We start from the raw sequence: 12,792 nt of genomic DNA on the forward strand, positions 1-12,792 counted from the left end.
GCTGATCGCCTGGCGGTCCGGCGGCCGCGCGGCCGCCGTCCCTGCGTCAGCAGGGCTTCCGCCAGGCGTCCAGTTCGAGCTTCTTCTGCATCGAGCTGAAGCCCAGGGCCTTGGTCCTGGCGCAGAACCGGTCCGTGCCGAGCTTGTACTCGACGTGGAACACCGCCTTGCCCGCCTGGATGAAGGGCGAGAGCCGGCCGCACTCGTCGAACTGCGCGCACTCCTCGTTCACCGCGAAGTCGAAGTCGCCCAGCAGGGCGGGGACCTGGTCCAGGTCGTTCTTCAGACCGATCGCCAGGCCGCGTTCGTGGGCGAGCGTGGCGAGCATGCGGTTGTAGCGGAGCTGGTCGTCCGCGGTCAGCGGGAAGCCGCTGTTCTGGTTGTACGCCTCGATGGTGTCGGGTTCGACGGCGTCGAAGCCCTTCTGCCGGCACATGTCGAAGCGGGCCGCCATCAGCGGCTTCAGCTGGTCGAGCTTGCGGATGTCGAACCACTTCTCGCCCTTCCAGCCGTTGCCCGAGCCCTGGAGGGCCTGGGCGAAGGCGGCGGCGTCGGGGCGGAAGTCCTCCCAGGAACCGGCGTTGATGTAGCAGATCACCTTGCGGCCCTTGGCGTGCAGCGCGGCGACCACGGAGGCGTCGGTCTCGAAGCCGTCGATGTCGTAGACCGGGACGTCGACGGACTGGTCCACGCCGCCGCCGAGTTGCCACTGCCAGGCGAGGCCGGGGGTGGGCTGCCAGCGGGCACCGGCCGGGGCGGCCGGCGTACCGGGAGTGCCCGGGGTGCCGGGGACGGCCGGAGTGCCGGGGGTACCGGGTCCGGTCGGGGTGCCGGGCGTGGTGGGGCGGCCCGGGGTGCCGGGAGCGCTGGGAGTGCCCGGGACGGAAGGCGTGCCCGGGGTGCCGGGCGGGACCGACGGGGTGCCGGGGGCCGGCGTCGTCGGGGTGCCCGGGTCGGCGGGGGAGGACGGGGCGTCCGGGGTGCCGGGAGTGCCCGGGACGGGGGCGGCGGTGGCCGCCGGGGGCTGCGCGCCGGTGGCGTCGGCCGAGGGGTCGTCCTCGTCCTCCGAACCCGAACTGCTGCACGAGGTCGCCAGCAGGGCGACGGCGGTGGCGAGGGCGAGGGCGGCGGCCAGGGGCCGGGTGCGGCGGGTCACGGTGCTCGAACTCCGAGTGGGGTCAGGTGGGTTCGGTGACGGGCCGACCGACGGTCAGCTCGTGCGGCAGGGTGCGCCAGGGGTTGTCCCCGGTGCCCGGCACGGCGCAGCCGACGCCGGCCCGGCGGGCGGCGATCAGCGCGGCCGCCTCCCCGGAGCGTTCGACGGGCACGTCGTAGACCAGGTGGCAGAACCGGGCGGCGGCGTGCCGGCCGGTCCACAGCGGCAGGGCCACCTCCTGGTACGCCGCCCAGTCGCCCTCGAAGGTGACCAGCAGGTCGGCCAGGCCGACCTCGGCGTACCCGGGGTCCGGGTGGTCGCCGTGGCCGAACACCACGGTGGCGCAGCCGGCGGCGCGGGCCGCGGTGGCGAGGCGCCGGTAGTGCGGCAGCGCGCCGGGCGCGGCCGACACCTGGTCCAGGTAGACGCCGGTGATGCCGTGGCGCTGACGGTAGGTCAGGATGTCGTTTACCACGGCGGCGTGCGGCCGCCGGCCGTAGTCGGTGTCGGCGTAGCCGAGCAGCGGCAGACCGGCCTTGCGGAGCTCCTCGGCGGCCTCGGTGAACACATGGTCGGGGTCGCCCGGCCCGTCGGCGAGGTTGAGCACGACGGCGGCGATCCGCTTCGGGTCGGCGGCGGCGACCGCCTGCCAGGCCGCCGGGTCCACCGCGGGGTGGACGTACAGCGGCACCAGCAGGCGGCCGTCGTGGTGGCTCGCGCCCGTCATGCGGTGACCAGCGGTTCGGTGGAGAGCCAGAGGTCGCGCAGGGTCTCGTCGAGCCCGGTCTCCGGGTGCCAGCCGAGTGCCCCGGCGGCGGCCGACACGTCGGCCTGCTGCCAGGAGACGGCGGCGGAGCGCTCGGAGCCGGCGCCGCTCTCGTCGATCCGGCCGGTGAAGCCGGCCGCCGCGACCAGGCCGTCGGCGATCGCCCGGACCGGCCGGGCCTGCCCGGAGGCCAGGTTGAGCAGCCGCGGCAGCGGACCCTCGGCGGCCACCGCAAGGGCGACCGCGCGGGCGATGTCCCGGGCGTCGACGAAGTCGCGGTGGGCCGAGAGGTCCCCGACCCGCACCACCCCGTCGGTGCCCTCCGCCGCGGCCCGGCGCAGCTCGGCGGCGAGCCGGCCGGGCAGCGAACCGGCCGGGGCGCCGGGGCCGACCGGGTTGAACACCCGGAGCACCACGGCGTCCAGCGGCGAGCCGGCCACCGCGAGGGAGCCGGCCAGCTTGGTGGCGCCGTAGACGCCGACCGGGCGGGCGTCGGCGTCCTCGGCGAGCGAGCTGCCGGGGGCGCAGACGCCGTACTCGCCGGCCGAGCCGATGTGAACCAGCCGGGCCTTCGGGGCGCCCTGTTCGAGCGCCTCGCAGAGCACGGCCGGGCCGCGGGCGTTGACCTCGGCGAGTTTGACGGCGCTGCCGGCCACCGCACCCGCGAAGTTGACCACCGCGTCCGGGGCGTGCGCGGCCAGTTCCTCGCCGAGCGGACCGGCCTGGGCGGTGGCCAGGTCGAGCCGCAGGTCGTGGTCGGGCCGCCGCCCGGCGGTCAGCACGGTGGCACCGGGCAGGGACCGCAGGGCGGTGGCGGCGTGGCGGCCGAGGAAGCCGTCGGCGCCGAGCAGCAGGATCCTCACGCGGCCCGTCCGTCGTTCTCGGGGCCGGTCGGCACCGCCGCGGCCGGCTGCCCGTCGGCGGCGTCGATCGCCGTGCGGGCGGCGGGGACCGGCCGGTCCTGGCCGTTCGGCACCGCGTACAGGCCCTCTCCCGCGGCGGGGCCGGTGATGACCGGCTCGTCCGGGAGCAGCAGCGAGCGGTTGAGCGAGAACTCGGCGTTGGCCCGGTCGTAGTCGTCCGGGCGGCCGATGTCGAGCCAGTAGCCGTCGAACTCGTAGGCGGACGGCGGCGTCCTGGCGGCGAGCAGGTCCAGCACCAGCTCGTCGAAGCCCAGCGGCAGACCCGGGGTGTACTTGGCGAGCGCGGCGCGGGAGACGCCGTACACGCCCATCGAGACCCGGTAGTCGATGCTCGGCTTCTCCTGGAAACCGGTGATGGCACCGTCCTCGGCGGTCAGCACGCCGAAGTCGATCTTCACCTGGCGGGCGTAGGTGGCGATGGTGAGCGGGGCCCCGGACGACTCGTGGTGCTTGAGCACCCCGGCGAAGTCCAGGTCGGTGAGGACGTCGCCGTTCATCACCAGGAAGTTGTCCGGCAGCCGGTCCTGCATGGTGAGCAGCGGACCGAGGGTGCCGAGCGGGCTGTCCTCGACGGCGTAGCCGACCCGCAGCCCCCACTGGGAGCCGTTGCCGACGTAGGCGCGGATGATGTGGCCGAGGTGGCCGATGGCCAGGGTGACGGTCTGGAAGCCCGCGGCGGCGAGCTGGCGCATCACGATCTCCAGGATCGCGTGCTGGTCGCCGATCGGGACGAGCGGCTTGGGAAGCGCGGTGGTGTACGGGCGGAGTCGAACGCCCTTACCGCCGGCCAGGATCACTGCGTGCATGGTGGTTCCCCCACGGAAGTCGATGCGACAAGGGACCTTCGGTGCCGGGAGCGGCCGGAAGGCGGGACCGGATCAGACGTTGTAGATGTCGGTCTTGTAGCGGGCCAGGTTCGACGGGTCGCGGAAGAACTCGATGGTCTGCTCCAGGCCCTCCTCGAGGGAGTACTGCGGGGTCCAGCCGGTGGCGGCGCGCAGCCGGGTGGCGTCGGCGACCAGGCGCATGACCTCGGAGTTGGTCGGACGGATGCGCTGCTCGTCCTCCTTCACCGTGACGTCGACGCCCATCAGCTTGCCGACCAGGGTGACCAGGTCGCCGACCGAGATCTCGCCGCCGGTGCCGGCGTTGAAGGTGCGGCCGACGACGGCCTCGGCGGGGGCGGTGCCGACCGTGCGGAAGGCCAGCGCGGTGTCCTTGACGAACATGAAGTCACGGGTCGGGCGCAGGTCGCCGAGGGTGATCTCGGTCTCGCCGGCCGCGAGCTGGGCGATCACGGTCGGGATGACGGCGCGCATCGACTGGCGCGGGCCGAAGGTGTTGAACGGGCGCAGGGTGACGACCGGGGTCTCGAAGCTGGCGTGGTAGCTGTCGGCCAGCCGGTCCCCGCCGGCCTTGGAGGCGGCGTACGGGGACTGGGTGTTGATCGGGTGGTCCTCGGAGATCGGCACGGTCTGCGCGGTGCCGTAGGTCTCGCTGGTCGAGGTGTGCACCAGGCGGGGGATGTCCAGGTGGCGCACGGCCTCCAGGACGTTCAGGGTGCCGGTGACGTTGGTCTCGATGTACGAGTGCGGGGCCTGGTAGGAGTACGGGATCGCGATCAGGGCGGCCAGGTGGTAGACCGCCTCGGTGCCCTTCACCAGGCCGTTCACGGAGCCGGGGTCGCGGACGTCGCCGAGAACGATCTCGACGGAGTCCAGCACCTCCTTGGAGAGGGTCTCCAGCCAGCCGAAGGACGAGAACGAGTTGTACTGGACCATCGCGCGGACATGGTGCCCGTCGGCGACCAGGGCCTCGACGAGGTGGGAGCCGATGAAACCCTCGGCTCCGGTGACGGCGACGCTGCTCATGGTGATTCGCTTCCTGTGTCTTTCGGGGACGTGTACTGCACGGACCGGCCGGGTGCGGTGACGGTGTGGTGACCCGGCCGGAGGTGGTTCGGTCGGTGCTGGTTCCGTGGTGCGCTGTTCAGCTGTTCAGCGGTGCCGGTTCAGCGGGCGCCGCATCAGCGGTGCTTGGTGGTGCGGCCGAGCACGGGCCCGGCGAGGGCGGTGAGGACGGCCGCTGCGGCCCCGCAGCCGATCAGCTGCAGGACGGTCGGGTCCGCACCGGTCAGCAGTCCGGCGCTTTCGGCGCCCGCGGCTGCCAGACAGATGAGGGCGGTGCTCCAGCTGAGCCCGAAGGCGTTCAGCAGCAGCGCCAGCCAGAGCGAGCCGCCCAGCAGCAGCAGCGCGCCGAGCTCCGGGACGCCCAGCGCCGGGGCGCCGGGCCAGAGCACGGTCGCGGCGGCGTCGAGGGCGGCCACGGTGGTGAGGTAGATGAAGAGGCAGCCGAGCAGCACACCGCCGGTGCGGCGGGCGAACTCGACCGGGGTGTGACTGGTGCGCAGCGCGGCCACGGCCATCGCCCGGTAGCGGAAGAGCAGCCACTCGGCGAGTCCGAGGCTCAGCGTCAGGGCGATCATGGCCGGCCCCGTCGGGCTGGTCGAGACGCCTTCGGCGCTGCCGGTGCGCACCGCCTGGTGCACGGTGACGCCGAGTCCGGCGATCAGGGTCAGGGTGCCGACGGCGAGGCCGAACAGCAGGTGCGGGACCTCCTTGGTCAGCGGCAGCCGCAGCGGGACCGGATCGGCCTCGCCGCGTCGGCAGCGCAGCAGCTCCCGGGTGGCGAGCCAGACCGCGAGTCCGAGCGAGGCCAGCAGCACCGAGGTGCGGACGACCTGCGGCACGTCGACGGCGAGCACGACCCCCGCTCCGACGGCCGACGGTGCCAGCGCCACCAGCAGGAACTTCTCCCGCCCGAGCACCAGCAGCACGGTGGCCGCCGCGAGGTAGCCGGACTGCCCGGCGGCGAAGCACAGCGCGCCCAGCGGTCCGCCGACCACATAGCCGGCGACGGCCGCGGTCAGTGCGCCGAGCGGCGCTCCGATCGCCAGACAGCCCGCGGCCGACCGCCGCCGCCCCCGGCCCAGCCAGGCGTAGGAGCGGTGGGCCAGGGCCTGGTTCCAGGACCAGCTGACCAGGGTCGCGACGGACAGCGCGAGCATGCCCGAGGGCAGCCCGAAGCGCATCCGGTCGGCGGCGAAGAGGTTGGCGCCGAGCAGGTAGCCGAGACCGGGCAGGGCGAACACCAGGCCGCGCACGACGCACCGCCAGGGATCGGCCCGCCAGGGGTTGGCGAACTCGGCACTCGGTCCGGGGTAGCGGCGCTCGACCCGTTCGAACAGCTCCTCGGCGAGGGTGAAGGAATCGGGGCGGCCGTACAGCAGGGCCGCCTGCTCGTCGGAGAGGCCGTCGGACTCGAGGATGGCCGCGATCTCGTACGGGTGGACCGCGTCCGCGCAGATGTCGCGCAGCCGCTCGGCGAGCTCGTCCAGCGGGTCGGCGGAGAGATCGAGCTGCTCCGGCACCGGCGGGCGCTGGGGCGGCAGGGTCGGGCGGCGCCGCTTGAGCGGCAGCACCCGCAGCTGGACGGTCTCGTCGACCGCCTCGCCGGGAACCAGTCGCAGGGGCCCGCTCATGCGGTCACCTCGCTGCGCTCGGCGGCCGCTTCGCGGTACACGCGCCGGTTCATGATTCGCTCGGTGCCCTCGTTCATGCGGTCACCTCGCTGCGCTCCTGCTCGGCCGCCTGCTCCCAGTCCGGGTCCGGCGGTCCGTCGGTGACGGCGACCACGCCCTCGGGGAGCCAGCGGGCGGTGCCCAGCAGCTCGGTGTAGATGCCGCGGAAGCCGTCGATGTTCTGGCGGAGCGTGAACTGGTCGATCACCCGGAGCCGGGCCTGCTCGCCGAGCCGGGCCCGGCGCTCCGCGTCGCGCAGCAGCTCGATCGCGGCCGCGGCCATCGGCTCGGGCTCGCGCGGGGGGACGACCAGGCCGGTGTCGCCGACCGCCTCGCGCACACCGCCGACGTCGGTCGAGACGGTGGCGCGGCCGCAGGACATCGCTTCGATCAGGGTGAACGGGAAGCCCTCGCTGATCGAGGAGAGCATCACCACGTTCCCGGCCGCGTACGCGTCGGTGATGTCCGCGACCCGGCCCTCGAAGACCACCGAGTCCCCGGTGCCGAGCTCGGCGGCCAGCGCCTCGCACTTCTCGCGGTAGGCCTCGCCGCCCTTGGGCGTGCCACCGAACAGCCGCAGCCGGGCGTCGGGTATCTCGCGCCGGACTATCGCGAACGCGCGTATCAGCGTCTCGAGGTCCTTGATCGGGTCGACCCGGCCGGCCCAGCTGAGCGTCGGGGTCTCCGGCTCGGGCCCGGCGGGCGGGAAGGCCGCCGGGTCGACGCCGTTGTACACGGTGCGGATGTGCGTGGAGGGCGTGCCGCCGCGCTCCTCCCAGCGCCGGTTGTACCGGTTGCCGGGGGTGACCAGCGCGGCCCGTCGGTAGCTCTCCTCGGCGAGCATCCGGTAGAAGCCGAGCAGCAGGGCCTTGACCGGCCAGCGGTACGGGCCGGTGCGGTAGCCGAGGTAGCGCTCGCGCAGGTAGATGCCGTGCTCGGTCAGCAGAAACGGTACGCCGTACTGCTGGGAGGCGATCAGGCCCGGCAGGGTGGCGAGGCCGCCGCTGGCGGCGTGCGCCACGCCGTCGCGCGGCGGCTCGACCGAGAGCGGCCGCAGGGCGTGCTCCAGCAGGTCGGTGGCGTTCAGCGCGTCGTGCATGGTGGGCCGGGAGACCGCGGTGGTGAGGTACTCGCGGGTCCACACGTGCTGCAGGGTGCGCAGGGCGCGCTCGCTGCGCAGCGCCGGGCTGAGCAGCCCGCGCCGGGCGAGGTCGGCGAAGCCGTACAGCTCGGTGCCGAAGTGGGTGGTGTAGACCGGGTCCAGGATGGAGTGCAGAAAGCGCTCGTAGGCGTTCAGGAAGCGGCGCATCTCCTTGCCGCGCGGTGCCTTGCCCTCCGAGGCCGGGCCCCACAGCGGGGCCGTGGTGACCGACCGCACGTTGGCGGGCAGCTCCCAGGCCAGTGCCTCGTGTCCGGTACCGGTGACGGCGATGATGTCGAACTCGACGTCCGGCATGCCCTGTACGAGTTGGTCGCACCAGACACTCACACCGCCGTGCTGGTGCGGGTACGTCCCCTCGGTGAGCAGGGTGACGCGCATTCCTGTCCCCCCTCCTGTTCTTGCCTCAAGCGCCCGGCCGCATCGGCCGGTGGGTGGTGCCGGTGGCGGGCCGGGGGAGCCGACCCGCCACCGGGTTCACCTGTCTAGCGGGTGCCGGACGTACCGGCGGTCTTCTTGACGGGTTCGGCCTTCCCCCCGGAGGCCTTGCCGTGCTGTGCGGTGTCGCCCTTGCCGGCGGCCTTCCCGGTGGTACCGGTCGCCTTACCAGCAGTGGTACCAGCAGCGACGTTCTTGCCCGCCACCGGGGCCCCGCTACCGGGGACCAGGGTCGGCGCGTCGGTGCGGTCGGTGTCGCCCGGACCGGCCGGGACTGCGTCCGCGGTGCCCTGCGGGACGACCTTGGTGTCGGCCGGCGCCGGGGCCGCGACGGACTTGGCCGCGACCGACGGGCTGACGGCCGCCGGTGCGGCCGGCGCGGCCGGCAGCTGCAGCTGGACCGCGCTCTGCAGCTGGCCGGGCTTGACCCAGCCGGACAGCGAGCCCGCGTAGGCGGTGCCGAAGGCGGCGGTGCCGATGGCGAGCTGCTGGACCGTGCCGGTCGGCATGGTGGCCTGGACCTGGACGCCGGACGGGGCGCTGACCCGGACCGCGTTGCCGATGCGGTAGCCGGTGACCTGGCCGTTGCTGACGGCGTTGCTCCAGGCCGCGCGGCGCTGGAACTCCAGACCGAGGTCCTTCTGCGCCAGGTTCACGACCGGGGTGTTGTCGGCGTGCAGCGAGCGGTAGGTCGAGAGGACCTTCTCCAGCACCGGGTAGACGATCCGGTCCTCGGACAGGTTCGACTGGTGGATGAAGTGCGGCCGCGGGTCGTTGTTCAGCACGTGGCCGAGGTCGATCCGGGCCTCCAGCGGCACGATGTACGACTGGTAGCCGGTGTTGACGTCGAGCGGCGTCGGCAGGCAGGTGGAGTTGGCGTTGTTCTCGCAGACGCCGCTGCCACCGTTGGCCGCGCTGGTGTAGATCCAGTTGTACTCGTCGGTCTCCTCCTTCGCCGTGGCGGCGTTGTAGAAGACGTTCATCGGGTAGCGCGGGACGGTCAGCGCCGCGCCGACGGCCCGCTGGGCGGGCTCGCGGGAGGCGTCGCTGGCGGTCCACTTGACCCCGTTGGCGGCCAGCGACGGGGCCAGGTACGGGTTGTCGCTGGTCTCCTGCGGCGCGGTCAGCAGACCGGAGTGCTCACCGGTGACGAGCTCGCTCTTGTCCAGGGTCAGACCCCGGGCGGCCGCCCAGTCGAGGTTGTTCTTGATCTGGGAGGTGATGGTCGCCTGGTCGACCCAGACGGTGCTGCCCGAGGCGTTCTTGGTGCACTTCCACGGGACCACCGAGACGTCCTGGAGGCAGCCCAGGTACGGGTGGGTGTAGGTGTGGTTGACCCACCGGTAGCTGCTCTGGTCGGCGATCATCTGGTCGACCACCGGGTCGGCGGTCGTCTCGTGGTCGGCCTTCCAGTCCTCGCTGCCACCACCGTTGAACACCATGTCCATGGTGAAGTTGTGGTCCAGCTGCCACTGCTTGGCGAACTGCGCGTCGGCGACCGTCATCCGGATCGGGTTGGCCGTCTCCGGGGTGCCGGGCGGGCAGGTGACGTCACCGGGGGTGCACTTCAGCACGGTGTCCCAGCGGTCGTCGGCCAGGAAGACGTCGTCGACGTGGGCCGCGAAGTAGTTGCGGTCGTAGCCGAGGTGGACACCCTGGGTGATCCAGTCGACGATGCCGCGGGCCAGCAGCCGGTACTGCTGCTGGTACTGGTTGTAGACGAAGGTGACGACCAGTTCCTTGCGGCCGTCGTGGGCGTACTCGCCGACCAGCGAGCCCTTGGCGGTGCTGCCGGGGATCGGCACCTCGACCAGCGGGGTGAAGCTGGAGCCGGCGGGCAGGTCGGTCCTCGGAGTGGAGAGGTAGCCGTAGCTCTCCGAGATGGCCGGGTCGTTGTCCTCGAAGGGTATGGTGCCCTTGAGGTACCCGAACGATCCGCCCAGGCCCGAGGCGGTGACCTGGCCCTGGAAGCCGTCCAGGGTGCCCATGTAGCCCGGGTTGACGGCCCAGTTCAGGCCGACGTCGGGACGGGCGTAGGTGTAGGCGTCGACCTGACGGACACCGAACGCCGCCTCGTACGCGGCGATCGCGGCCATCTCGGCGGAGCCGGCCGTGAACGGGTTGTCGTTGGGCAGGACGATGCCCTGGTACTTGCCGCGCGGCTGGCCGTTCAGCGTGTCGCTGAGGAAGGCCGTGTCGATCACCGGGCGGGCGGCGTCGTTGAGGTCGACGAGCTTGTACGGGGTGCCCTGGCTCTTGAGCTCGGCCGCGATCGCGGCCGTGGCCGGACCGCCGTCGCTGATCACGAGCACGGTGAGGTCGATCCGGGGCGTAGTGGTGGCGGCGTGCGCGAGGGACGACTGCAGGCCACCGGCCAGCAGAACGGCTGCCGCGCAGGCGGCAACTCTTCGGGTCGCTCGACCCATGTTGTCTTTCCTCCCCTGGGCAGGGCGCTCCGCTGCTCGCGTTCACCTGCCCTGTAGCTGTTCGAGGGCAGCAGGCTGCCCGGCGCCCATCCTGGTGGAACTTGCGTTCCTGGCGGGACCGAATGGGCAGGAGTGCAGCGAATCTGTTACCAACGTTCATGGTCGGGCCATGAGGGCGCTGATTGTGGCCGAAACCGTACCGGCTGCGCAAATAATCAATTAAAAATTAAAGCCTGGAACCGAGCGTTACCGCTGATCACCCATCGTGTGACCAGACGGATGAACCGGACCCTACACTGGCCGCGTTGCCCGTGACACTCTCGCACATCCTGCCGTTTTGATGGGCAGGTTCATGCAATATCGCTCACGGTTGTGCCATGTCACCGTCCGAATATCCAATGGGGGGCGCAGCGTGACCGATCAGCCGACCGGAGCCGCCGATTTCCCGGCCGCCCGCAGCCTGGGTCTGTTCGGTGCGGTCAACGCCCGCGACCTCGGCGGCTACCGCACGGCCGAGGGGCTGGTGCTCCGGGCCGGCGTCGCGCTGCGCAGCGACGGCCTCAACCGGCTCACCGACGAGGACCTCGGGCGGCTGGCCGGGCTGGGCCTGCGCCGGATCGTCGACCTGCGCAGTCGGGACGAGGTCCGCGAGGCCGGGGCGGACCGGACGGCCGACGGCATGACCCTGCATCACCTGCCGGTGTTCGCGGTGGACTTCGACATTCACGCGACCCTGCGCTCGGCGCTGGCCGAGCGGGATCCGGCCGGACAGCGCGCCCTGCTCGGGGACGGCCGCGCCGGGGCGATGATGACCGGCCTCTACCGGTGGTTCGTCACCGATTCCATTGCCCGCGAACAATTCGCCCGGGTGCTGCGGCTCCTGGCCGAACCGGGTGCCTCGCCGCTGCTGTTCCACTGCTCGGCCGGAAAGGACCGGACGGGGTGGGCGGCGGCGGTACTGCTGACCGCTCTGGGGGTGGACCGGGAAACGGTGTTCACGGATTATCTGCTCACCAACGAGCGTTCCGCCGCCGTGGTCGGGGCCGTCCTGGAGAGCCTGCGGGTCCGCGGTCTGATGAGCGAGCCGGAGCTGCTGCTTCCGGTCCTCCGGGCCGAGCGGCACTACCTGGAGGCGGCCTTCGAGGAGGTCGCGGCCGGCTGGCCGGACTTCGACGCGTTCTGGGCGGACGGCCTCGGACTGGACGGGGGTGTGCTGGCCGGCCTGCGGGCCAATCTGCTGGAGTCCGGGGACCGGTCGGACCTCGCGGCCCCGGTGGGTGCGACGGCCCCGGGTGCGGCAGCGGAGCCGCCCCCGGGCGCCGGCTCGCCGGCGGCCTGAGCCGTCCGGCCCGCCGCCCGGCTCAGCCCTCGGTGGTCAGGCCCTCGCGCAGCTGGGTGAGGGTCTTGGTGAGCAGCCGGGAGACGTGCATCTGCGAGATGCCGATCTCCTCGCCGATCTGGGACTGCGTCAGATTGCCGAAGAAGCGCAGCATGATGATCCGGCGCTCGCGCGGCGGCAGCTTGGCCAGCAGCGGCTTGAGCGACTCCCGGTACTCCACGCCCTCCAGCGCGAGGTCCTCGTAGCCGAGCCGGTCGGCCAGCGGGCCCTCGCCGTCCTCGTCGCTCGGGCTGGAGTCCAGCGAGCTCGCGGTGTAGGCGTTCCCGACCGCCAGGCCCTCCACCACGTCCTCCTCGCTGACGCCGAGGCAGGCGGCCAGCTCGGCGACGGTCGGGGAGCGGTCGAGCCGCTGGGCGAGCTCGTCGCCGGCCTTGGTGAGCGCCAGCCGCAGCTCCTGGAGCCGCCGGGGCACCCGCACCGACCAGCTGGTGTCGCGGAAGAAGCGCTTGATCTCGCCGACCACCGTCGGCATCGCGAAGGTCGGGAACTCGACCCCGCGCTCCGGGTCGAAGCGGTCGATCGCCTTGATCAGGCCGATCGTGCCGACCTGGACGATGTCCTCCATCGGCTCGTTGCGGCTGCGGAACCGCGCCGAGGCGTAGCGGACCAGCGGCAGGTTGAGCTCGATGAGGGTGTCACGGACGTAGGTGTGCTCGGTGCTGCCCGGTTCGAGGGCGCCCAGCCGCAGGAACAGCGAGCGGGAGAGCGTCCGGGTGTCGAGCCCGGATCCCGGCGCGGCCGCGGCTTCCGGCGCGGCTCCGGGGCCGGGCGCCGGCCCGGAGTCCGGCGCCGCCGCGGAGTCCGGTGCGGTCCCGGCCCGCTGGAGCGGGATCTGCGCGGCGGAGGCCGCTTCAGCGTGGATCTCCGCAGTGCCCAGCTCTCCGGACATGCACCCACCCCCTCGTGACTGACGGTCCAACGGGTGCCGCCGGGGGAACGTTCCCG

At 72.7% G+C, this 12,792-nt stretch carries 9 protein-coding genes and 1 pseudogene; 1 reads left to right on the forward strand and 9 read right to left on the reverse strand.

The features are described from left to right. Positions 1-46: 46 nt before the first annotated feature. The 8 genes and pseudogenes from IF01_RS51340 to IF01_RS0107865 form a co-directional block, all read right to left on the reverse strand. Positions 47-1,156: an endo alpha-1,4 polygalactosaminidase gene (locus IF01_RS51340; protein WP_341845478.1), complete on the reverse strand. Its 1,110-nt coding sequence runs from the start codon at positions 1,154-1,156 to the stop codon at positions 47-49. 22 nt (positions 1,157-1,178) lie between these two features. Then, positions 1,179-1,883, reverse strand: coding sequence for a spherulation-specific family 4 protein (locus tag IF01_RS0107830; protein ID WP_030392560.1), 705 nt, complete (start codon positions 1,881-1,883; stop codon positions 1,179-1,181). Next, the gene (locus IF01_RS0107835) at positions 1,880-2,785 is read right to left on the reverse strand and encodes an NAD-dependent epimerase/dehydratase family protein (RefSeq protein ID WP_030392561.1); all 906 of its coding nucleotides are present in this window, start codon (positions 2,783-2,785) and stop codon (positions 1,880-1,882) included. The genes IF01_RS0107830 and IF01_RS0107835 overlap by 4 nt, the downstream gene beginning before the upstream one ends. 164 nt (positions 2,786-2,949) lie before the next feature. Further along, positions 2,950-3,651, reverse strand: a pseudogene (locus IF01_RS0107840) (nucleotidyltransferase family protein); the annotation flags it as partial. A gap of 72 nt (positions 3,652-3,723) precedes the next feature. After that, a complete protein-coding gene (locus IF01_RS0107845; protein ID WP_030392563.1) occupies positions 3,724-4,716 on the reverse strand; it encodes an SDR family NAD(P)-dependent oxidoreductase in 993 nt (330 codons plus the stop codon). Positions 4,717-4,871: 155 nt separating this feature from the next. Continuing rightward, positions 4,872-6,386 (reverse strand): hypothetical protein, encoded by a 1,515-nt coding sequence (locus IF01_RS0107850; protein WP_030392564.1) that lies wholly within the window; start codon positions 6,384-6,386, stop codon positions 4,872-4,874. A gap of 73 nt (positions 6,387-6,459) precedes the next feature. After that, positions 6,460-7,965, reverse strand: a complete 1,506-nt coding sequence (pelF, locus tag IF01_RS0107860; RefSeq protein ID WP_078879757.1) for a GT4 family glycosyltransferase PelF — start codon at positions 7,963-7,965, stop codon at positions 6,460-6,462. Between the two features lie 104 nt (positions 7,966-8,069). Next, positions 8,070-10,448: a type IV pilus biogenesis protein PilM gene (locus IF01_RS0107865; protein WP_233290070.1), complete on the reverse strand. Its 2,379-nt coding sequence runs from the start codon at positions 10,446-10,448 to the stop codon at positions 8,070-8,072. A gap of 412 nt (positions 10,449-10,860) precedes the next feature. Here IF01_RS0107865 and IF01_RS0107870 point away from each other — a divergent pair, with 412 nt between their 5' ends. Next, positions 10,861-11,787 carry a tyrosine-protein phosphatase gene (locus tag IF01_RS0107870; protein ID WP_051755007.1) on the forward strand — a complete coding sequence of 309 codons (927 nt, stop codon included), beginning with the start codon at positions 10,861-10,863 and terminating at the stop codon, positions 11,785-11,787. 22 nt (positions 11,788-11,809) lie between these two features. Here IF01_RS0107870 and IF01_RS0107875 read toward each other — a convergent pair whose 3' ends face one another. Beyond that, positions 11,810-12,736 carry an RNA polymerase sigma factor SigF gene (locus IF01_RS0107875; protein ID WP_030392568.1) on the reverse strand — a complete coding sequence of 309 codons (927 nt, stop codon included), beginning with the start codon at positions 12,734-12,736 and terminating at the stop codon, positions 11,810-11,812. Between the last annotated feature and the right edge of the window lie 56 nt (positions 12,737-12,792).

It is taken from the genome of Kitasatospora purpeofusca (genome assembly GCF_000718025.1).
Lineage (GTDB): Bacteria > Actinomycetota > Actinomycetes > Streptomycetales > Streptomycetaceae > Kitasatospora > Kitasatospora purpeofusca.

Bases quoted from the DNA above. Each gene is read 5' to 3' on its own strand.
- IF01_RS0107865 (WP_233290070.1), bottom strand. From the start codon at position 10,448: ATGGGTCGAGCGACCCGAAGAGTTGCCGCCTGCGCGGCAGCCGTTCTG.
- IF01_RS0107875 (WP_030392568.1), bottom strand. From the start codon at position 12,736: ATGTCCGGAGAGCTGGGCACTGCGGAGATCCACGCTGAAGCGGCCTCC.
- IF01_RS0107845 (WP_030392563.1), bottom strand. From the start codon at position 4,716: ATGAGCAGCGTCGCCGTCACCGGAGCCGAGGGTTTCATCGGCTCCCAC.
- pelF (WP_078879757.1), bottom strand. From the start codon at position 7,965: ATGCGCGTCACCCTGCTCACCGAGGGGACGTACCCGCACCAGCACGGC.
- IF01_RS0107830 (WP_030392560.1), bottom strand. From the start codon at position 1,883: ATGACGGGCGCGAGCCACCACGACGGCCGCCTGCTGGTGCCGCTGTAC.
- IF01_RS0107850 (WP_030392564.1), bottom strand. From the start codon at position 6,386: ATGAGCGGGCCCCTGCGACTGGTTCCCGGCGAGGCGGTCGACGAGACC.